The sequence below is a fragment of the Yoonia vestfoldensis DSM 16212 genome (genome assembly GCF_000382265.1).
Classification (GTDB): domain Bacteria; phylum Pseudomonadota; class Alphaproteobacteria; order Rhodobacterales; family Rhodobacteraceae; genus Yoonia; species Yoonia vestfoldensis.
Window position 1 is genome coordinate 110,354 of the sequence record NZ_KB907973.1, and the last position, 21,390, is coordinate 131,743.

The window sequence follows — 21,390 nt, forward strand, 5'->3', positions numbered from 1 at the left end:
CGATGAAAGCAGTGGTATTTGGCGCGACAGGGCGCACGGGGCGGCATCTGTTGGCGGCACTGGCCGCCGCGGGATATGAGGTGATCCCCTACGGGCGGCGCAAGCCCGACGGTTGGACGGGCGAGGCGGTGATCGGCGCGCTGGATGACCGCGCGCAGATCGCGCAGGCGCTTGACGGGGCGGATGTGGTTCTGTCCGCGCTGGCATCGTCGCGGTCCACGTCTGTCTGCCTGCCTGCGGCGCAAAGCGTGGTCGCCGTGGGCAAGCCCGGGTTACGGTATCTGACCGTCGCGGGCGCGGCCGTCGATGTGCCCAGCGACGCGAAAGGGCTACCCGACCGATTCATTGGCGGCATCTTCAAACTGCTGATGCGCAAGATGCTGGCCGAGCGGCAGGCCGAATACGATCTACTGGCCGATTCCCATCTGTCTTTCACCATGCTGCGACCACCGATGCTGAAAGACGGGGGAGGTGCGGGGGACTGGCTGTTCACACATGACAAACCCGCGACGACCAAGATCGACCGTGCCGATCTGGCCCGCGCGATGGTCGCGGCGATCGCGGATGATGGCCTGATACGGCGCGCCCCTTTTGTGTCGGCGCCACCTGTCAGACGGTAGGCACCGCCCAAGGGTTGGCAGGCGCGCGGTTTCGTGTATACCGCGCATATAACCTCGACCCGAGGGTAAGCCTCGGGTGGCTCTTCCGGCCGCCGATCCGCCGGACAACCTGCAAGACCCAGATCGTGTCGGCGCATGTCGCCGGACAGGAAACATTTACATGATATCTTTTGATGCATACCGCGCCCAGTGGACGGGCAACATCCGCGGTGACCTATTGGCGGGGCTGGTCGTCGCCCTTGCTCTGATCCCCGAGGCGATTGCCTTTTCCATCATCGCAGGCGTCGACCCCAAGGTGGGGCTATATGCCAGTTTCTCAATCGCGGTGCTGACGGCCATCACGGGCGGGCGGCCCGGCATGATCTCGGCGGCGACGGCGGCGACGGCGGTGCTGATGGTGACGTTGGTGCGCGATTACGGGCTGGAATATCTGCTCGCCGCGACCGTGCTGGCGGGCCTGATCCAGATCGGCGCGGGTATGCTGCGGCTTGGCTTCGTGATGCGCTATGTGTCGAAATCGGTGATGACGGGTTTCGTCAATGCGCTGGCGATCCTGATCTTCATGGCGCAATTGCCCGAACTCGACCCCGGCGTCGTGACATGGCTGACCTATGTGCTGGTCGCCGCAGGCCTTGCGATCATCTATCTGTTCCCGCTTTTGACCAAGGCGATCCCTTCGCCGCTGGTCACGATCGTGGTGCTGACGGCGCTGGTGATGGTCTTTGGCTGGGATGTGCGCACGGTGGGCGACATGGGCGCATTGCCGGACACCTTGCCGGTCTTCCTGATCCCGCAGATCCCGCTGAACCTTGAGACGCTGATGATCATCCTGCCCTATTCGATCGCGGTCGCCATCGTCGGCCTGCTGGAAAGCCTGATGACCCAGAACATCGTCGATGACTTGACCGATACGAAATCCGACCGCAATCAGGAATGTATCGGCCAAGGCATCGCCAACACCGCGACGGGGTTCATCGGCGGCATGGCGGGCTGCGCGATGATCGGCCAGTCGATCATCAACGTGAAATCGGGTGGGCGCGGGCGGTTGTCCTGCCTCACGGCGGGTGTGGTCCTGCTGATCCTCGTGGTGTTTCTGGACGATCTGGTCAGCCAGATCCCGATGCCCGCCTTGGTCGCGATCATGATCATGGTCAGTATCGGCACGTTTTCGTGGTCCTCGATCAAATCGCTGCGGACGCATCCGCGATCCTCGTCCATCGTGATGATCGCCACTGTGGCGACTGTGGTCTATACCCACAACCTTGCCATCGGGGTGCTGGTCGGCGTGCTGCTGTCGGGCATCTTCTTTGCCGGCAAGATCGCGCAATTGTTCAAGGTCACGACCAGTATCTCCAAGGACGGGCGCGAGAGGACCTATGTGGTCGAAGGCCAGCTTTTCTATGGCTCGGTCGAGGATTTCATGAACGCTTTCGACTTCAAGGAAGCACTGGACAAGGTCATCATCGATGTCAGCCGCGCGCATATCTGGGATATTTCCTCGGTGCAGGCGCTGGATATGGCAATCCTCAAGTTCCGCCGTGACGGCGCCGATGTGGACATCGTCGGCATGAACGAAGCGACCGAAACCATCGTGGACAAGCTTGCCATCCATGACAAGCCCGGCGCGATGGACAAGCTGATGGCGCATTGAGGAGACGACCATGACACCGACACAAAAGATCGTGGCCTTCATCGACGGGTCGATTTATTCGCAAAGCGTCTGTCACCACGCCGCATGGATCGCCGACCGCACGGGTGCTGCGGTGGAACTGATCCATGTGCTTGGCCCGCGCGACACATCGGGCACGCGCGATCATTCCGGTGCTATCGCGCTGGGCGCACGCACGGCGCTTTTGCAGGAACTGGCCGACCTTGACGCGCAACGCTCAAAACTGATGAGCCACCGGGGCCGCGCCATCCTTGACGATGCCCGCGCCATTCTGGAAACGGACGGTGTCACCGACATCAACACCCGCCTGCGCCACGGCGACGTGGTCGAGGCGGTAGCCGAGGTCGAGGACGACGCCCGCGTCATCATCGTCGGCAAACGCGGCGAGGAGGCGGATTTCGCCAAGGGCCATCTGGGATCGAACCTCGAACGGATCGTGCGCACCAGCACCCGGCCAGTCTTCGTGGCCTCGCGCGCCTTCAAGCCGATCAGGAAGGTACTGGTGGCATATGACGGCGGTGCCTCCGCGATGAAAGCGGTCGACCACATCGCGCGCAGCCCGCTGTTTCAGGGGCTGTCCATCCATGTCGTCACCGTCGGCACGGCCGCTGCCGAGGTAAAGAAAGGGTTGGATGACGCCAAGGCGATGCTGAAAGCCGCAGGGCTGGAGGCAGAAACATCCGTCCTGCCCGGCCAGCCTGAAAGAGCGTTGGCCGATCTGGTGGAAAAAGAGCATTTCGACATGCTGGTGATGGGCGCCTACGGGCACAGCCGAATCCGCAGGCTTGTGATCGGGTCCACCACCACGGCGATGATCCGCGCCTGCAAGGTGCCGGTCGTGCTGATGCGCTGACGCTTTACATCTTCCGAGCCTAAATATCCCCGCCGGAGGCATCGATCTTTTCGGACCGACGCCTCCGGCGGGCATCACATCAGATGATTGCGTGCCGCACTTTGGATGACACCCATTCGCTGACGACCACAGTGCCAAGGATCAACAGCAGGATCACGCTGATCTGGCTCCAGGCCAGCGTATTGAGCGAGGCTTCGAGTTTCAGCCCGAGGCCACCGGCACCGACCAGCCCCAGAATGGCGCTTTCGCGGATGTTGATGTCCCAGCGGAACACGGTGATCCCCCAGAACGTCGGCAGCACCTGCGGCACGATCCCGTAGCTGAGCACCTGCGCGCCGCTGGCACCCGTCGCGGTGATCGCCTCGATCTGCCGGGCGTCGGTTTCCTCGATTGCCTCATACAACAGCTTGCCGATGAACCCGATGGACCGCAGCGCGATGGCGATGATCCCCGCCAGCAGGCCGGGACCGATGATCGCCACCAGCAGAAGCGCCCAGATCAGCGCGTTGATCGACCGCGAGGCCACGATGATGAACAGCGCGATGGGGCGCAGGACCAGCAAGGATGGCGAGGTGTTGCGCGCCGCCAGAAACGCCACCGGCACGGCCATGATGACCCCGCCCAAGGTGCCCAGTGTGGCGATGTTGATCGTGTCCCACAAAGGGCCCATCAATTCGCCCAGATACCCCCAGCGCGGCGGCAGCATCCGGCCCCCGATATCGGCGGCCTGCTTTGGCGCGTCCCAGACGAAAACCCACATCGTGCCCGCCGTCATGACCTGCCAGCAATAGACGAACAGCGCCACCAGCGCGAACCAGCCCCCCCAGAGCAGCAGCCGCGCGCGGGGTGTCCGGTAGGTCCAGACCTGGGAATGATGCGTCACATCGGTCATTGCAGAAACTTTCGCAGATAGCTGGAGCTGTATTCCGCCACCATCACGATCCCGATGATGATCAGCAGGATTGCCCCCGCACTGTCATATTCATAGCGGCTGATCGCAGTGTTCAGCGTGGCCCCTATCCCGCCCGCGCCGACAATCCCGATCACGGCGGATTCGCGGAAATTGATATCAAGCCGGTAAAGCGACAACCCGATCAGGCGCGGCATGACCTGCGGCTGCACGGCGTAATTTACGACCTGCCACCATGATGCGCCCGTGGAGCGGATCGCTTCGGCCTGCGCTTCCTCGATCTCCTCGATATCGTCGGCCAGCAGTTTGGCAATGAACCCGATGGTGGCGAAGGACAGCGTCAGGAACCCCGCAAAGGGGCCGAAACCGAACATCGCCACCAGAAAGATCGCGATGATGATTTCCTGCAGCGCGCGGCTGACCGCGATGATCGACCGGCAGATGCGGTAGATCCAGACAGGCGCGATATTGCGCGCCGCCCCGATCCCGATCGGGACCGAAATGGCGACACCGACCACGGTCGACGTCAGCGTCATCGTCAGGCTTTCCACCAATCCGTTGGAAATATCGCGCCAGCGGCTGGCGAAATCGGGTTGGAGAAAGCCCATTACGAACCGCTGTCCGCGTTCCAGCCCTTCATAGACGCGGGTCCAGTTGACCTCGACCGTGCCCATCGCCAGCACCAGATAGATGACGATGCCGACCTGCACCGCGATCCGCCAGCGCCGGTCCTTGATAATCTGCGGCGGGCGCGTCCAGCGGGTAGGATAGGGCGCGCTCATCGGGCCAGCGCCGAAATACGGTCGCGCGCGTCGGCTTCGGCGGCGGTCTGTTCTTCGTCGCCCTTGCGCATCGCGTTCCAGTCTTCTTCACCGTAGATCGTGGTCAGCGCGTCCTGCGTCAGCAGATCGGGTGACCCGTCGAACACGACGCGGCCGGCGCGCAGGCCCACGATGCGCTGCATGAACTGCTGCGCGAGCGGCACGTCATGGATGTTGACGATGGCGGGCAATCCGCGTTCGGCGCAGATCTCGATCAGCAGGCGCATGATCTGGCGCGATGTCTTGGGGTCAAGGCTGGCGGTCGGTTCATCGACCAACAGCAATTCGGGGTCCTGCGCCAGCGCGCGCGCGATGCCGACACGTTGCCGCTGCCCGCCCGATAGCGCATCGGCGCGTTTGTCGGCATGTTGCAACAGCCCCACACGGTCGAGAAGCGCATAGGCGCGGGTGATATCCTCGGCCGGAAAGCGGCGCAGATAGCTGCGCCAGAACGGGACATAGCCCAGCCGCCCCGACAGGACGTTTTCCATCACCGTCAGGCGTTCGACCAAGGCATATTCCTGAAAGATCATCCCGATCCGGCGGCGTTGCTGGCGCAACTCGCGCTTGCCAAGGCCTACGAGGTCCACGTCGTTCAGCAGCACCTGGCCGCCGGTGGGTTCGACCAGCCGGTTGATGCAGCGGATCAGGGTGGATTTACCCGCGCCAGAAGGGCCGATCAGCCCCATGATCTGCCCTTTCGGCACGGTCAGGGACACTTCGGACAGGGCGGTGTCGCCGGTCTTGTAGGTCTTGGAAAGCGATTGGAGGATCAGCATGGAAAGTCCTGAAAAAGGGAACGCGGGCGGTTTGCACCGCCCGCGTCGAACCTAGGGAGGGAGGTTATTCGCAGGTATATTGCACGTCCAGCGCCGCATCGATCTGGCGGATCACGGCCCAGTTTTCGAGGAAGGTGATCGGGATGAACTGTGCTTCACCCGAGGCGCTGAATTCTTCTTCCATGCTGGTGCCGGCCCAGTCGAAGGTAAAGAACGCTTCCTGGACCGCCTCCTGCAGATCGGGATGCAGGTTGTAGACGGTGCCGTAACCCGTCGTCGGGAACGTGTCCGACGTATAGATGATCTGCACCTGATCCGTGCTGATCACGTCGCGGGCTTCCATCCGCTTGCGCACCGAATTGGCGATGGCGGCGGCGTCATAGTCGCGGTTGGCGACGCCAAGGATCGAATTGTCATGCGCGCCCGAAAATGCGGTTTCGAAATCGTTGCCTGCGACCAGACCGAATTCGGATTCCAGCAAGGCGGATGGTGCCTTGAAGCCCGAGTTCGAGGTTTCCGAGGTGAAGGCCAGCGTCCGGCCAGCCAGATCGGCGATCTCGGCGATGCCGCTGTCGGGGTAGGTGATGATTTCCATCTCATAGCCGAAGGACCCGTCGGCGGCGGCCATCATGGCGAAAGGCCGGAAACCGGCGCAGGCCACGGCCAAGGGGTTCGACCCTGTGTTGAAGCCTGCGACATGCAGACGGCCTGCGCGCATCGCTTCGATCTGGGCGGCGTTGGATTGCACGGGGAAGAACTGCACGGTTTTGCCTGTCAGCTCGGCCATGTGGTCAAGGAAGGGCTGCCAGACTTCGGCATAGACGGCAGGGTCTTCGACGGGGGTATAGGCAAAGACCAGCGTGTCAGGGTCAAGCCACTGGCTTTCGTCGGTCGGCACGTCGGCGATCAGGTCGCCATCGGTATCTGTAAAGCGGTCGGCGATGGCGAATTCGGCAAAGCTTGGCGTGGCAAGCACGACCGTCATCGCTGTGAGTGTCGCAGTCATTTTCATGGCAGAGTTCCTTTGCGTCGGCAGGGTGATGCCGCCGTCACTGACCGCGTAAAGCAAAAGAATTGTAAAACCGGCATGATGTTTTTGTAAAACTCGCCGTGCTGCGGCGGGCGCTCCTTTAGACTTTTGGAGCGGGCGCAGAGATGAATTTCCCAGAAAACAAGGACTTTTCGTGGGGCTTGGTTGAAGCTTGGCGATGGATACGCTAGGTGCGGCCCCTTATCTGGCTGATCCCGGTCGGACAGAAAAGGAAAAGAAAGGAACGATATGACCGATCATACCGCGCCCGGCCACGCGCCGCCGGACATCGAAGCGATCCCCGAACCCCAAGGTGACACTGAAATTATCGAGACCGATTATGACATCGGCCAGGATAATTTCAGTGGTGCTGTCGCGCTGGAACTGGACCTGCACAAGATCGTGTTTTCCGTCTCGGCCATCGCGATCATGCTTTTCACCTTCCTCACGCTCGCCTTCCAGAACGAGGCCGAACCCCTGTTCATCGGTCTGCGCGACTGGCTGACCGCCAACCTCGACTGGTTCTTCCTCAGCGCGGGAAACATCTTTGTGCTGGTCTGTCTGGGGCTCATTGTCTCGCCGCTGGGCAAGGTGCGCCTTGGCGGGCCTGATGCCACGCCCGATTACGGCTATGTCGGCTGGTTTTCGATGCTGTTTGCCGCGGGCATGGGCATCGGGCGGATGTTCTTTGGCGTCTCAGAACCTATGGGCCATTTCGATGCGGCCTTGGGCGGGATCGTCGTAGGCGATGACGGACTGCGCACTGACTGGGCACCCTTGGGCGGTGCCGCAGGCGATATCGCGGAGGCAAGCCGTCTGGGCATGGCTGCCACGATCTTTCACTGGGGTTTGCATCCTTGGGCGATCTATGCGGTCGTCGCCTTGGCGCTGGCGCTGTTCAGCTACAACAAGGGTCTGCCGCTGACGCTGCGGTCGTGCTTTTACCCGATCTTTGGCGAACGGGTGTGGGGCTGGCCGGGCCATGTGATCGACATTCTGGCTGTGCTGGCGACCGTGTTCGGTCTGGCGACATCGCTGGGGATCGGCGCGCAACAAGCCGCGGCCGGTCTGGATTTCCTGTTCGGTCTCGGCACCGGGAATTCGATGCTGATCCTGCTGATCATCGTGATCACGCTGATCGCCATCGGGTCGATCGTCCGGGGTCTGGACGGCGGGGTGAAAGTCCTGTCCGAGGTCAACATGGGCCTTGCGATCCTGCTATTGCTGTTCATCATCGTCGTCGGGCCGACGGTTGCGATCCTGACCGGCTTTTTCGACAACCTGCTGGCTTACGGGCAATACCTGCCCGCGCTGTCGATGCCCTTCGGGCGCGAGGATGCGAACTTTTCCCAAGGCTGGACCGCGTTCTATTGGGCGTGGTGGATCAGCTGGTCACCTTTCGTGGGCATGTTCATCGCCCGCGTCAGCCGTGGCCGGACGGTGCGGGAATTCCTGATCGGCGTGCTGATCGTGCCGACGCTGCTTTCGGTGTTGTGGATGACCGCGCTGGGTGGCACGGCCATCGGGCAGGTGGTGAACGACGGGTTTACCGCCGTTCAGGACGCCGCGCTGGAAGTGAAGCTGTTCGAGATGCTGACCCAATTGCCGCTGACGGCGATCACATCCTTTGTCGGGATCATTCTGGTCGTGGTGTTCTTCATCACCTCGTCCGATTCCGGCAGCCTTGTGATCGACACGATCGCAGCGGGTGGCAAGACCAATGCCCCGGTGATCCAGCGCGTGTTCTGGGCGAGCTTCGAAGGCGCGGTGGCCGTGGCCCTGCTCTTGGGTGGTGGTCTGGCGGCTTTGCAGGCAATGGCGGTGTCGGCCGGTCTGCCGTTCACCTTCGTGCTGCTGGCGGCCTGCTATGCCGTTGTGCGCGGTCTGATGAACGAACCGCGCTGACGGGGCGAAACCCGTGGCAAGCACGAAAAGGGGCCGGAATCGATCCGGCCCCTTTTCTTTTGCCGTAGCGGCGCGTTTGCGGTCCGGGACGGGGTGCCCCATATAGGTCGTCTCAGCCAGCGGTTGCGGCCGCGTCCGGCCTGATGTGAAAGTTGTCCCATGACCACACCCCAAATCCTGATCGTCGCCATTCTGACCGCCACGATGGCGCTGTTCCTTTGGGGCAAGTTCAGACATGACATCGTCGCGCTTGCCTCTTTGATGGCTTGCGTCGTCGCCGGGCTGGTTCCGACCGAGGCCGCTTTTGCAGGCTTCGGGCATCCGGCTGTCATCACCGTGGCGTGTGTGCTGATCCTGAGCCAGGGTCTGCAGACCACCGGCGCAGTCGACTGGCTGGCGCGGACGATCCTGCCGCGCACGGCGGGGCGGACGGGCAGCCTTGCGGCGCTGATGGGGTTGGGAGCCTTGCTGTCTGGGTTCATGAACAACGTGGGCGCGATGGCCTTGCTGATGCCGGTGGCGGTGCAGGTGTCGGGCAGGCTCGACATGACACCGGGGCAGGTGCTGATGCCGCTGGCATTCGCGACGATCCTTGGCGGGATGACCACGCTGATCGGGACGCCGCCCAACCTGATCGTCTCGGGTTTCCGTGCCGAGGCGGGGCTGGGCCAGTTCGCCATGTTCGATTTTGCGCCGGTCGGCGTCGCTGTCGCGCTTTGCGGTGTTGCCTTCATTATCCTGATCGGCTGGCGGCTGGTGCCCAGGCGCAAATCGGTGTCCGACGGCGATTTCGCGACCGGCGCTTACATGACCGAGGTGCGCGTGCCCGACGACAGCAAGGCGGTCGGTCTGACGCTGCGCGCCTTCGAAAGCGAGATCGCGGATAGCGAAGCCCAAGTGATCGCCATGGTCCGCAACGAGGTGCGGATCACCGCGCCGCACGGCAACAGGAGCATCCGCGCCGGCGATATTCTGGTTCTCGAAGCGGATGTGGACGCGCTTGCGGAAACGCTGTCGGTTTTCGGGATTACACTCGAAGAACAAAAGACCTCTTCTGTCGAAGCGGACAAGCCTGACAAGGCGGATGATGACGATACCGGCAAATCCAAGCGCGACGCCGAGATCGTTTTGCGTGAACTGGCCGTGTTGCCGGCGTCCACCATCGTCGGGCGGTCCGCGCGTGATCTGCGGCTGCGCACGCGCTATGGGTTGAACCTGCTTGCCGTGGCCCGCGAAGGGCATCCGCCGCGCGCGCGGCTGCGCACGCTCAAGCTCAAATCCGGCGATCTCTTGATGATGCAAGGCCCGGCCGAGGCGCTGTCGGATTTCGCCAATGACACCGGATGCGTGCCCTTGGGCGCGCGTGAATTGCGAATCCCTGACAAACGCATGGCGCTGATTGCGGGGGCGATCATGCTGCTGTCGGTCGGGATCGTCACCTTCGGGCTGTTGCCTGCGGCTGCGGCCTTTACGCTCGGCGTGATCGCGACGATGGTGCTGCGCACGGTGCCGCCACGGTCTGTCTATACCGCGATCGACTGGCCCGTGATCGTTCTTCTGGGCGCGCTGATCCCCGTCGCGGGTGCGCTGCAAACCACCGGGGCCGCTGATGTGCTGGCGCAGTTCCTGGTCGGTACGATCGCGCAGGGGAATGCGGTGGCGGCCTTGGCCGTGGTGCTGATCACGACGATGTTCCTGTCCGATGTCATGAACAACGCAGCGACGGCGGCGGTGCTGTGCCCCATCGCCATCGGGATCGCGGCGACCTTGGGTGTGAACCCGGACAGTTTCCTGATGGCGGTGGCGATTGGCGCATCCTGCGCGTTTCTGACGCCGATCGGGCACCAGAACAACACGCTGATCCTAGGCCCCGGCGGTTTCGGGTTTGGCGATTACTGGCGTCTTGGCCTGCCGCTCGAACTGGTGGTGGTGGTCGTCAGCCTGCCGCTGTTGCTGGTGGTCTGGCCTCTGTGACGTCCGACAGCAGCCGGTCCGGCGCGATCCCGCGCTTTTCGGCGCTGGCGCGCACCGCTTGTTGCAACCCGTCGCTGCGCTTGAGCAACCGCCGGAACCGGTCTTCGTCCAGCACCAGCAAGGTGGACGGCGCGATCGCACGCACCAGCGCCCGACGCGGCTTTTGCATCAGGATCGCCATCTGACCGAACATTTCGCCGGGGCCAAGCCGCCATGTCTGGCCTGCGACCTGCAATTCGACGGCGCCCGAGGCGATGAAGAAAACGCGCTTTGCCGCGTTGTCCTTGCGGATCAGGATGTCGTCGGCATTCGCATAGCGGGTCTGGAACGCCCGCCCCAGTTGCCGCAATGTGGCATCGTCAAGATCGGCGAACAGCGGCAATTGCCGCACAAGGTCGGACCGTTGCGGCGCGATGTCCAGGGGGGGACGCTTTTCCGCCGCCGCCCGCCGTTGCGACAGATCCTGCGCCAGCGTTGTGTACACTTCTGCGCCGATCAGCCCGTCGTCGCGCATGGCGGCATATTCGCGTTCTTCCAGACGCAGTGCGGTGCGCCTGATGAACCGGCGTTCAAGCTCTTCTGCATAGCCGGGATATTGCAGACGCAGACCTTCCAATGTGGTTTCCACCAACTCGATCCGGCGGGCCAGCAGTTCTTGCAACAGGTCGGCCACGCGGCGGCCATGGATGCGACGGATACGCCCGTCGATGAAGACATCCAGATCGCGTAGGATCAGGCGTTGCGACAGCAGGTATTCGAACCTGTCCGCGGTCATCCGCGCAAGCGGCATCGACAGTTTCAGGCGGTTGTGCAGAAACACCGCCCCGCGGAACGCCCGCCCATAGGTGACCGACCTTTTTGCCGCGCGCTGATAGCCGCTGCGCCCGCCTTGCCGCGCGCTTTCGATCAGACGTTCGGCATCGGCCAGCACCTGTTCGGCCATCCGCGCGGAAATCGTCCGGTCGCGCACGCGGTCGAGAATCGTATCCCGTTCATGCCCCGCCAGCGCGATCAACCCCAATGTGATCCGGTCGCGGTCCAGCAGGTCCGCGCTTTCCTCGGCCTGTTTGACAGCATCATCGAGCCGTTCACCGAACCGTTTCGCCTCGGACCGGACAATCTCGCGCGAGAGTTCGTAGTTTTCGGTCGTGCGCGCCACATCCTCGCGCACGGTCTGGAGCGCGACAGCCACGACCTGCCGCGACAGCGCGTCGTCGATGGGCGACAGCCGGTCAAGGCCCAGCTTTGCGATCACCCAGCGCAGGCTCGACCCTTGCACGATCAGCGTGAACAGCGTGAAACCCGTGGCAAGGATCCCGACCACGCGCTTGACCTCCAGCGGGACGCGCGCGCTTTCGGTGACGGCCAGCGCGAGTGCGAGCGTGACCGCCCCACGCAACCCGCCCCACAGGATCGCGACACGGTAGGGCCGGTCCACTGGCGGCGAGGCGCGCAGCAGCATCAACAGCGGCAGCAATCCGAACAGGACCACCACACGCGCGGCGATGGCCGCCACGATCACCACGGCGATCAGGGCAAAATCGCTCAGCCGGGCTTCTTCCAGCAGACGCGGGATGAACAGCGCCGCCAGCACGAAGATCAGCGCCCCCGCCCAATGCGCAAGCAAGCCCCAGACTTCGCGCAGGTTCGCCCACGATTGGGGCGGCAGACGGCTGGGGCCGGTCAGGTTCAGCGTCAGCCCCGCCGCGACGACCGCGATCACGCCAGAGGCGCCAATGATCTGTTCGGCCCCGATATAGGCCAGATAGGGCAGTGCCACCGACACCGAAATCTGCGCCAGCTCGAACCGCGCGAAAAGCGCCATCAGCCAGACCGCGATCCGTGCCGCGAACCAGCCCGCGACAGCACCGCCCAAGATCAGCACCGGAAACCGCGCCAGCGCGTCGCCAAGGTTGGGGTCCGGCACGCCCAGCATGACGAACCCCATGAACAGCCCGAACAGCGCGATGGCCGCGGCATCGTTCAGCAGGCTTTCGCCTTCGATGATCCGCCCCAGACGCTGCGGCGCGGAAATCGACCGGAAATTCGACACAACAGCGGAGGGGTCGGTCGTCGACACAATGGCCCCCACCAAAAGGCAGGCCGCAAGCGGCAGTGCGCTGACAAAGGATAGCGCATAGCCCACCGTCAGGGTCGCCACGACAACGGCGACGACCGCCAGCACAAGGATCGGCACCCAATCGTCCAGCATCCGCCGCAGGTTCATCCCCAAGGTTGCCTGAAACAGCAGGGTCGGCAAGAACACGTAAAGGAACACGTTGGACCGGATCGGCAGGCCAAGGATCGCCTCGGCCATCGGGTTCAGGGCATTGGTCAGGTCCGTGCGCAGGAAAAACAGCGCCGCCGTGGCGATGGCCACGCCCAACAGCGCAAGGATCACCGTGAACGGCACGCGCAGCCGGTCGGCCAGCGGCTCTGCCACGCCGATCAGCAGGAACAGCGACGCGATGACCGTCGTGATGAGAATGATGTCCATGATCTTGAAATATCACACAGATCAGGAAACGCATGGGCAAACTTGGCGGATCGGCAGGATCAACGCGGTTTTGCGCCTTCTCCGGGCGGTTTATTTGTAGATCGCCCGCCTGTCACCGAATTGTCGCACGCGCTTGCGCCACGCTCGATAGCTGCCGGGGGCCAGTTCGCGCCGCATCAGCGCCTTGACCTGATCCGGCGACAGCCCGTGCAGATCGCGGATCTGGGCGAAACTGGTGTGATCGCTCAGCGCCATTTCGATGATCTCGCTGATCGTGGCGGGGTCGAGATCGCGGGTCATGCGGTTTCCGGTTTGATTGCATGGCCCATGTACAGGATCGCCGTCAGCGGCAAAGGCCCAAAGGTCAGGTCCAGCCGCCGGTTCACGCCGCGCGGGCCAAGCCCGGTGAAACGCGCAGGCACCAGCCCTGCCGCCGTCATCGCCTTGCGCAATTCGGCAGGTTTGATGAACAGCGCAGGGTCGTGTGTGCCGCGCGGCAGCAGCCGCAGGATATCCTCGGCCACGGTGATCGTGGCAAGCCGTGCCAGCGGGTTGCGGTTGATCGTGTCGAACAGGAACAGCCCACCGGGGCGCAGCACGCGCGCGACCTCGAACATCACTTTTTGCAGGTCGGTCACATGTTCCAGCACATCCACACAAACCACCGCATCATAGCTGGCGGCGTGATAGGGCAACGCCTCGCCGACGCCCACATCATAGGCGATGTTCAAGCCTTCGGCTGTGGCATGCTGGCGCGCGGCGGCGATCGCCTCGGCGGCGGGGTCGATGCCGGTGACCCGCGCGCCGCGATTGGCGAGCGCCTCGGCCATGAACCCGCCCGCGCAGCCCAGATCAAGGACATCCTTGCCTTGCCAGTCGATCAGTTTGTCGAAATGCTTCAACCGTCCGGGCACAAGGTTTTTCAGCGTCCTGACCCAGCGGATATCATCCGACCACCATTTGTCGGCATAGGTGTCATAGATGGTCAGGTCATTGCGCATGGGGTTTGTCCTTTTTCAATCGCGGCAGCGCATAGGGCACATCCGCCTTGTAACGCGCAAAGTCCGCGCCATAGCGGTGGGCAAAGCGCCGTTCCTTCATCCGCGGGGCCAGCAGGCAATAGGCGGTATAGCTGAAAGCCAGCGCCAGTTGATCCGGCGTCCAGACCGGCACGGTCCACAGCGTCAGCGCGAAAGCCACATAGATCGGCTGGCGGATCAGCGCGAAAAGCCCGCGCGTGGGCATGTCGGGAAACACCGGCCTGATCCGCGCCAAAAGCGACATCCACCCCAGCGCGCCGGACTGCACCTCGGCGCCCGCATCAAAACTGGCTTTCATCAGTAAAAGCCAGCTTGCGGCATAGGCGGCGGTGATGGCCCAGAACAGGGCCCCTTCGGCGCGCCACCAGATGATGCCCGACGGTGTCCAAAGCGCGAATAGCGCCAACAATTGCGCCGAGGCGATGATCGCATAGGTGGTCGTGGCCAGCGTCGCGCCATGCGGTCCGGGGATCAGCCGGGCAAGCCATTTGCTGCCGCGCGCCGACAGAAAGAACGAATGCGCCAGCGGGAATTGCGCGATCAGCGCGGCATTGGCCAGTGCGGCCCAAGGCCAGGGCACGGTGCCGAAACTCTCGCTCAGCCCAAAGAACATCGCCGCGATCATCGCCAGCACGGCGGCGGCGAACAGCAGATGGCACAGAGCCCCCATCAACAGCGCCAGCATCATCCGCCCCATCCCCGCAGGCGGGTGCAAGGCCGCGCGGATCAAGCCGATCAGCCGTGCGATGCGCGGATCAGCCAGCATGGTGCGCCAGCAGATCGTCAGCGATGGCTGTGCCGCTTGTCCAGGCATCCTCGACCTTCGGCCCGAGGCACCAGTCGCCGCCCAGATAGAGCGTGCCGGTCTCGTCGCGCAGGAAGGGTTCGCCCAACGCCTGCGTCACCTGCCCATAGCGCCAGCGATGCGCGGCGGCATAGCGGACCTGCGCCATCTGCGCGCCCAGCCGGTCCAGCAGCAAGGGCAGCATCAGGTCTGCAATCGCCTCTTTGTCCAGTTCCAGATGGGTTTCGCTGAACGCGGTGCTGGCTTGCGCCACCCAAGCCACCGGCCCCTGCGGGCGATCAGGTTTTGTGCTGTCCTGCGCGATCCACGCCAGATCGGCAATTTCATCGCGGGCGGTGATGAAGGGCGCAGGCCCGTCGATCGCAGCCATCAGCGTCAGGTTTGGCGCATAGGCGACATCCGTCAGCCGCGCGGCCAAGGGGTGATCCGCGCCGATGATGCCCGCCACTTGCGGGGTGGGGACGGTGCAGATCACATGCGATGCGGGCAGCACCTCGTCCTCCAGATGTACCCGCCAGCCTTCGCCCTCGCGCGACAGCCCGGTGACCAGCGCCTCTTGCCGCATGCTCAACCCCGCGCCGATCCCCTTGGCCAGTGCCGACATGCCGGGCGTGCCAACAAGCCCTGTCTGCCATCCGCCGACATGACCGCTCGCGGCGAGTGTGCCCAGCACGGCCGCAAAACCCGCACCCTTGGCGCTGACATATTGCGCGCCATGGTCGAAATGCAGGCCCATTGCCCGCCGTGTCGCAACCCGCCCGCCGATGCCGCGGCCTTTGTCCAGCACCAGCACGGCGCGTCCGGCATCCGCCAGCCTGCGCGCGGCGGTCAGTCCGGTGATGCCAGCGCCGATCACGATTGCAGGGGCCGTATCTGGTTTATGCGTCATCGGTCAGGGGTCCTGTGCGGTAGTTTTCCAGAAGCGCACGCAGATTGACCCGCGCGCGCAGTTTGGTGGCCAGCAGATACATGCCGCCGATCTTGCGATGTAAAAACAGCGTCTCGGCAGGCGGGACGTGCATCAGGTCGCGGTCGTTGCCGATGGCCATGCCCATATCGCGGAGCCGTTCCAGCAGGTCCGTCGTGCCGAAATCAAACGGCACATCCTGCCGCAGCGGGACCATCGCGGTGTCGAACATCGCTTGGATGAGGTCTTGATGCTGCGGCGGTGTGGCCGTGCTGAAATAGCCGATCGCCAGCATCGCCTGCCTGACGGCGGGCGCATCCCCCTCAAGCCCCGCATTCATCAGGTTGCGAAACGTGGCCTGTTGCGCGGGGCTGATCATCCGCACCGCCCCGAAATCCAGCAGGACAATCCGGCCTGTCGCGCGGTCCACGCGGTAATTGGCAAGGTTGGGGTCGGTCTGCATCGCGCCAAAGGTGAAGAGTTCGCGCAGCACCAGATCAATCAGATCGCGCGCCGCGCGGTCGCGCACGTCCTGCGGCGCATCCGCCAGCACATCGACCGGATCAGCCGCAAGATAGGTCATCGCGAGCACCGCGTCGGTGCTGAAATCGTCCTGCACCTGCGGGACCATGAACGCGTCCGACCCTGCGAGCAGATCACCGAAGCGGCGCAGATGCGCGGCCTCGGCGCTGTAATCGGCCTCTTCATGCAACTGCGCTTTCGCAGCGGCCAGCAGCGGGGCAATATCCATGCCGCGCGGCAAGAGACCCGGCAGGCGCATCAATCCCGCGATATTGTCCACATCGCTGTCGATACTGGCGCGTACGCCCGGGTATTGCACCTTGATCGCCAGATCGCGGCCATCATACGTCGTGGCGCGATGCACCTGCCCGATGGAGGCGGCGGCAAATGGGCGCACGTCGAAGGATGCAAAGCGCTTGCGCCAGCCTTCACCCCATTGCGCGTTCAATGCGCCTTGGAGCTGCTTGGGCGGCATGTGGCGGGCATCGTCGCGCAGGCGGGCAAGGATCGCGGTCAGTTCCGGCGACAGCACGATCCCTGTATCCATGGACAACATCTGCCCCATCTTCAGCGCCGCCCCCCGCATTTGTGCCAGACCGTCGGTCAGCCGCAGCGCGTTGGCTGGCGTCAACAGCAGGTCCGCCATACCGGGGCGCTGGCCGCTGGCCAAGCGCCGCAAGCCACCCGTCGCCACACCGCCCGCGATCCCTGCGGCGATCCCGCCCATGCGCAAAAGGCGGTTCGCGCGGCCGGTCGGCACGGGCGTGCCGCGCATTCTGTCATCGGGTCGGGTCACTGGGCACCTGTCGTCTGCATCACCTGCTAACTGGCGCGGCGCGCCGCTTCGTAAAGGGCGGTGGTCAGATCGGCGCGCGCTCTGGCCTGTGCCGCAGCGTCGGTCAGGCGCAGGATATAGGACGGATGCCAGGTCACCAGCACCGGCCCGTTGTGCAGGCCCTGTTCGATCTTGCCCTGCCGGTCCTTCATCGGGGCGGCATTGCCTGTCAGCGCGTAGGCGGCGCTGGCCCCCAAGGCGACGGTCAGTTTCGGCTGTACGAACCCCAGTTCCAGCCCCAGCCACCAGCGGCAATGGTCAATTTCCGACCTGTCGGGCGATTGGTGGATGCGGCGTTTGCCGCGCGGGGTGAATTTGAAATGCTTGACCGCATTGGTCAGCCACGTGTTGGCGGGGTCAATCTGTGCCTTGGCCATCGCTTGCCGCAAGACCTGCCCCGCCGGGCCGACAAAGGGCTTGCCTTCCAGATCCTCGCGGTCGCCGGGCTGTTCGCCCACGATCATCAGCGCGGCATCCGGCGCGCCTGCGCCCCAGACCGTCTGCGTCGCCTTTTCGCAGAGGTTGCAGCGGCGGCAGTGCAAGGCGGCCTGCTGCGCCTGATCCAAGCTGTCGGGCAAATCCACCGCTTGCGGCATGGCCGCTCGGTAGCGGGTGGACACCGCCGCCGCACCGGGCCGGGCGGGGGTGCTGCCAGCCTCACGCATCCGCTGCACGCGGGCTTCGGCGTCTTTCAGCATGGCGGGGATCAGCTGCGTTTCAGGCAGGTTTTTCCAGTATTTCTTGGGCATCTCGGAGCGCATCGCATCGAGCTTGATCCGCGCAGGATTGAAGATATTGGCGAAATACGTGGCCCAGAGGGATTCGGACGCATCATCGGGCAGATCGGGGCGGGCGGCGGCAGGGCCAAACCGCAGCTTGCCGCCTTCAAAATGCGCGGTCAGTTCGGGGGTCGCGATCATCCAGTCCATATCGGCGAAGCGTTTGGCAAAGAACGGCACACCGGGTTCCAGCGTATGATGCTCGGGTTCGAACCATGCCGCGAAACGGCGGCGGGTGGTGGCGCTGGGCAATTCGCGGAACCGCACGAAGGCATGCATCTTGTGAATGTCGCGGCGGACGTTCTTGGCCAGCAGTTGCAGCTGCCGCCCCAAAGGATCGGCGGCGGACAAAGGATCGCCATCGCGCCGGTCGATCCGCCACAATGCCTGATACAGCAGCGCCGCGCGGTCGGGCGATTTGTGCCAGATCGCGGATTTCGCGATGTCAAAGAAGGCAGCGGGCACTTTTGCCTGATGCGGCCCCATCTCGCGCGGCAGGGGGTGAGCTGCGAACAACCCGCCACCGCCGGTCCAGTCGATCAGGTCCGGCGCGATCCGGTGCGAAATGGCGATCCGTGCCGCATCACGCCAAGCATCCAGCGTGCCAAGATCGGGCAGCGTGACGGCGTAGGTCAAATCAGCTGCAACTGCTGGGGCGGCGGCGCGAAACGCGCGCGCAAATTCGCGCTGTCGGTCATCGCGGCCGGGGTCCAGCCGGGCATGGCGACGAAAGCCTTGGCCTTTTTCATCAAGGCGCCCATGCGCACCAGATCCTCGTACCGCAAGGCCCCGCTGCGCCGTGCGGCGATGATCCGGTCCACGATCCGCGTGCCGAAACCGGGGACCCGCAGCAGCATGTCACGGGTGGCGCGGTTCACATCGACGGGAAACTGGTCGCGGTGCTGCAGCGCCCAAGCCAGTTTCGGATCAAGCTCCAGATCAAGATGTCCCGCCTTGGTGCCGGTCGCGATCTCTTCTGCCGAAAAGCCGTAGAACCGCAGCAGCCAATCCGCCTGATAAAGCCGGTGTTCCCGCACCAAAGGGGGCTGGACCAGCGGCAACATGGCCGATGCATCGGGGATCGGGGAAAAGGCGGAATAATAGACCCGCCGCAGTTTATAGCCGGAATAAAGCCGCGTCGCGCTGTTCAGGATCGCCACGTCATCGGTGCCGTCTGCGCCGACAATCATCTGCGTGCTTTGACCTGCGGGCGCAAACTTTGGCGGGCGTTTGCCGGTGTGGGATTTGTCCTTGGCAGCTTCGCCTTCCAACCTGACCTGCGCCATGCTCGCGCGGATCGTCTCGGGGCGCTTTTCGGGCGCGAATTTGCGCAAGGATGCATCCTGCGGCAGTTCCACGTTGATCGACAATCGGTCGGCGTAAAGCCCCGCTTCCTTGATCAATTCCGGCGCGGCATCAGGAATGGTTTTCAGATGGATATAGCCGCGAAAGCCGTGATCGACCCGCAGGCTTTTTGCGATCCGCGCCATGTCGCCCATCGTCTGGTCGGGCGATTTGATGATGCCCGACGACAAAAACAACCCTTCGATGTAATTGCGCCGGTAGAATTCCAGCGTCAGGGTCACGACCTCCTCGACCGAGAACCTTGCGCGTTCCACGTTCGACGACACGCGGTTGATGCAATAGGCGCAGTCGAAAATGCAGAAATTCGTCATCAGGATCTTGAGCAAGGATATGCATCGCCCGTCCGGCGTATAGGCATGGCAGATGCCAGCGCCGCCGGACGACCCCAGTCCGCCCTTGCGTGAATCCCGCCGCTCACCCCCCGAAGAGGCGCAAGAGGCGTCGTATTTCGCGGCATCCGACAGAATCGCGAGCTTGTCTTGCAGGGTCATTTTTACCATGACCCCACATTAATGTTCTGCCTTTGTTCGTCAATGGCAGACGACAACGACGGGCAATCCGCCGCAGTCAGATTTGTGCGGACGGATGCGCCTTGCCCCAGATTTTCGGCACGTCGCGGGCAAGGGTCGCCCGTCCGGCCCGTTCCAGGGACGCCAGTGCCGCCGCCGCATCCCCTTGATATCTGGCCCAGATACGCCGTGCGGACCGTGGGCTCCATGGCAGGCGTGCGGTGGCAAGCCATTGCCGCAAGGGGGGCGGCAGGGCATCGAAATCGCGCATCGGGTCAGGGCGCGGTTTCCCGCGCAGGGTAGTTTGCAGATTGCGTCCCATCATGCCGCCTGCTGCTTGCCCCAGTGCGGGAACGGATCGGCCAGCCCTGTCCATGCGTCGGGCGTGAAATTCTGCGCCGGGATCAGGGCCGCATCCAGCATCGCGCGGATCGCGGCCTCATCCATGCCCGCGCCGATGAACACCAGTTCCTGCCGCCGGTCGCCCCAAGGTTCCGCCCACTTACCCGCAACCTCGGCCAACATGTCGGGATGCGTGGGCCAACGGTCGCGCGGCACCGACACCCACCAGCCCCCCAGAGGCGTGACGGAGGAAACCGCCCCCGCAAGACTGTATTCCGCCACCCAATTGGGGCGCGTCGCCAGCCAGAAATGCCCCTTGGCGCGGATCACGCCGGGCAGGTCGCCGGTCAGGACTGCGTGGACCTTGGCCGGATCGAACGGCGCGCGGGCGCGGTAGACAAAGGAGGAAATGCCGTATTCTTCGGTTTCGGGCGTGTGATGGGCAAAGCCGTAAAGCTCCTTCGCCCAGAACGGGTGTTCATGCGCGCGGTCAAAATCGAAAAGGCCCGTGTCAAAGATCGCATCAGGATCGACGCGGGACTGGTCCGTCTCGATCAGGCGGGCGTCGGGGTTCAGCGCGCGGATGATCTTGCGCGCGGCATCGACCTTTTCGGGACCTGCGTCGGTTGTCTTGTTCAGGATCACGACATCGGCGAATTCCATCTGTTCGGTCAGCAGGTTGACCAGCGTGCGGGTATCGTCGTCCCCCAGACTTTCGCCGCGATCGGCCAGAAAATCATGGCTAGCAAAATCATTGAGCAGGTTGATCGCATCGACCACCGTCACCATCGTATCGAGACGGGCGACATCGGACAGGCTGTCGCCATCCTCGTCCCTGAAATCAAAGGTCGCGGCGACGGGCAAGGGTTCGGCAATGCCGGTGGATTCGATCAGCAGGTAATCGAACCGCCCCTCGGCGGACAGGCGGCGCACCTCTTGCAGCAGGTCATCGCGCAGGGTGCAGCAGATGCAGCCGTTCGTCATCTCGACCAGCTTTTCCTCGGACCGGGACAGTTCCGCGCCTTCGCGGATCAGGTCGGCGTCGATGTTCACCTCGGACATGTCGTTGACGATCACCGCAACGCGGCGGCCGTCGCGGTTGTTCAGGACATGGTTAAGCAGGGTGGTCTTTCCCGCACCCAGAAACCCCGACAAAACCGTGACGGGCAAGCGTGTGTCTGCCATGCTCTTCTCCTCTATGTACTGTTATAACATAACTAAAGGAGTC

At 63.7% G+C, this 21,390-nt stretch carries 19 protein-coding genes and 1 other annotated feature; of the genes, 5 read left to right on the plus strand and 14 right to left on the minus strand.

What is annotated here, in order from left to right:
- Nucleotides 1–2: 2 nt before the first annotated feature.
- The 3 genes from H147_RS0100660 (at nt 3) to H147_RS0100670 (ending at nt 3,142) form a co-directional block, all read left to right on the plus strand.
- Nucleotides 3–620: an NAD(P)-dependent oxidoreductase gene (locus H147_RS0100660; RefSeq protein ID WP_019953396.1), complete on the plus strand. Its 618-nt coding sequence runs from the start codon at nt 3–5 to the stop codon at nt 618–620.
- Between the two features lie 52 nt (nt 621–672).
- Nucleotides 673–730 (plus strand) — a sequence feature (sul1 is cis-regulatory element that is thought to sense ions involved in sulfur or methionine metabolism; They are found in Alphaproteobacteria).
- A gap of 50 nt (nt 731–780) precedes the next feature.
- Nucleotides 781–2,271, plus strand: coding sequence for a SulP family inorganic anion transporter (locus tag H147_RS0100665; protein WP_019953397.1), 1,491 nt, complete (start codon nt 781–783; stop codon nt 2,269–2,271).
- A gap of 10 nt (nt 2,272–2,281) precedes the next feature.
- Nucleotides 2,282–3,142, plus strand: coding sequence for a universal stress protein (locus H147_RS0100670; RefSeq protein ID WP_019953398.1), 861 nt, complete (start codon nt 2,282–2,284; stop codon nt 3,140–3,142).
- A 79-nt stretch (nt 3,143–3,221) separates the two neighbouring features.
- On the opposite strand, the gene phnE (H147_RS0100675) is transcribed toward H147_RS0100670, so the two are convergent.
- From phnE (H147_RS0100675) to phnD, 4 genes are all read right to left on the minus strand, one after another.
- Nucleotides 3,222–4,034, minus strand: a complete 813-nt coding sequence (gene phnE, locus H147_RS0100675) for a phosphonate ABC transporter, permease protein PhnE (RefSeq protein WP_019953399.1) — start codon at nt 4,032–4,034, stop codon at nt 3,222–3,224.
- Nucleotides 4,031–4,834, minus strand: coding sequence for a phosphonate ABC transporter, permease protein PhnE (gene phnE, locus H147_RS0100680; protein ID WP_019953400.1), 804 nt, complete (start codon nt 4,832–4,834; stop codon nt 4,031–4,033). Before phnE (H147_RS0100680) ends, phnE (H147_RS0100675) begins: the two co-directional genes overlap by 4 nt.
- Nucleotides 4,831–5,652 carry a phosphonate ABC transporter ATP-binding protein gene (gene phnC, locus H147_RS0100685; RefSeq protein WP_019953401.1) on the minus strand — a complete coding sequence of 274 codons (822 nt, stop codon included), beginning with the start codon at nt 5,650–5,652 and terminating at the stop codon, nt 4,831–4,833. Before phnC ends, phnE (H147_RS0100680) begins: the two co-directional genes overlap by 4 nt.
- A gap of 64 nt (nt 5,653–5,716) precedes the next feature.
- Nucleotides 5,717–6,664 (minus strand): phosphate/phosphite/phosphonate ABC transporter substrate-binding protein, encoded by a 948-nt coding sequence (gene phnD / locus H147_RS0100690; RefSeq protein ID WP_026352134.1) that lies wholly within the window; start codon nt 6,662–6,664, stop codon nt 5,717–5,719.
- Nucleotides 6,665–6,931: 267 nt separating this feature from the next.
- Between phnD and H147_RS0100695 the strand changes: the two genes are divergently transcribed.
- Nucleotides 6,932–8,587 carry a BCCT family transporter gene (locus tag H147_RS0100695; protein ID WP_019953403.1) on the plus strand — a complete coding sequence of 552 codons (1,656 nt, stop codon included), beginning with the start codon at nt 6,932–6,934 and terminating at the stop codon, nt 8,585–8,587.
- Between the two features lie 159 nt (nt 8,588–8,746).
- The gene (locus H147_RS0100700; RefSeq protein WP_019953404.1) at nt 8,747–10,561 is read left to right on the plus strand and encodes an SLC13 family permease; all 1,815 of its coding nucleotides are present in this window, start codon (nt 8,747–8,749) and stop codon (nt 10,559–10,561) included.
- Here H147_RS0100700 and H147_RS0100705 read toward each other — a convergent pair.
- The 10 genes from H147_RS0100705 to H147_RS0100755 all read right to left on the minus strand — a co-directional run bounded on the left by H147_RS0100705 (nt 10,524) and on the right by H147_RS0100755 (nt 21,347).
- Nucleotides 10,524–13,058: a cation:proton antiporter gene (locus tag H147_RS0100705; protein WP_019953405.1), complete on the minus strand. Its 2,535-nt coding sequence runs from the start codon at nt 13,056–13,058 to the stop codon at nt 10,524–10,526. The genes H147_RS0100700 and H147_RS0100705 overlap by 38 nt on opposite strands.
- Nucleotides 13,059–13,148: 90 nt before the next feature.
- Nucleotides 13,149–13,358, minus strand: a complete 210-nt coding sequence (locus H147_RS0100715) for a DUF2805 domain-containing protein (protein WP_019953407.1) — start codon at nt 13,356–13,358, stop codon at nt 13,149–13,151.
- Nucleotides 13,355–14,059 carry a bifunctional 2-polyprenyl-6-hydroxyphenol methylase/3-demethylubiquinol 3-O-methyltransferase UbiG gene (ubiG, locus tag H147_RS0100720; RefSeq protein WP_019953408.1) on the minus strand — a complete coding sequence of 235 codons (705 nt, stop codon included), beginning with the start codon at nt 14,057–14,059 and terminating at the stop codon, nt 13,355–13,357. Before ubiG ends, H147_RS0100715 begins: the two co-directional genes overlap by 4 nt.
- Entirely contained in the window at nt 14,049–14,864 is an 816-nt protein-coding gene (locus H147_RS0100725) for a methyltransferase family protein (protein WP_019953409.1), read from the minus strand. Before H147_RS0100725 ends, ubiG begins: the two co-directional genes overlap by 11 nt.
- Nucleotides 14,854–15,792 (minus strand): NAD(P)/FAD-dependent oxidoreductase, encoded by a 939-nt coding sequence (locus H147_RS0100730; RefSeq protein ID WP_019953410.1) that lies wholly within the window; start codon nt 15,790–15,792, stop codon nt 14,854–14,856. Before H147_RS0100730 ends, H147_RS0100725 begins: the two co-directional genes overlap by 11 nt.
- A complete protein-coding gene (locus H147_RS0100735) occupies nt 15,782–17,107 on the minus strand; it encodes an ABC1 kinase family protein (protein WP_019953411.1) in 1,326 nt (441 codons plus the stop codon). Before H147_RS0100735 ends, H147_RS0100730 begins: the two co-directional genes overlap by 11 nt.
- A gap of 47 nt (nt 17,108–17,154) precedes the next feature.
- On the minus strand, nt 17,155–18,582 hold the full coding sequence (locus H147_RS0100740; protein ID WP_019953412.1) for a UdgX family uracil-DNA binding protein: 1,428 nt from the start codon (nt 18,580–18,582) through the stop codon (nt 17,155–17,157).
- Nucleotides 18,579–19,802, minus strand: coding sequence for a putative DNA modification/repair radical SAM protein (locus tag H147_RS0100745; RefSeq protein ID WP_019953413.1), 1,224 nt, complete (start codon nt 19,800–19,802; stop codon nt 18,579–18,581). The genes H147_RS0100740 and H147_RS0100745 overlap by 4 nt, the downstream gene beginning before the upstream one ends.
- A gap of 76 nt (nt 19,803–19,878) precedes the next feature.
- Nucleotides 19,879–20,145, minus strand: coding sequence for a DUF6525 family protein (locus tag H147_RS0100750; protein ID WP_019953414.1), 267 nt, complete (start codon nt 20,143–20,145; stop codon nt 19,879–19,881).
- The gene (locus H147_RS0100755; RefSeq protein ID WP_019953415.1) at nt 20,142–21,347 is read right to left on the minus strand and encodes a GTP-binding protein; all 1,206 of its coding nucleotides are present in this window, start codon (nt 21,345–21,347) and stop codon (nt 20,142–20,144) included. Before H147_RS0100755 ends, H147_RS0100750 begins: the two co-directional genes overlap by 4 nt.
- Between the last annotated feature and the right edge of the window lie 43 nt (nt 21,348–21,390).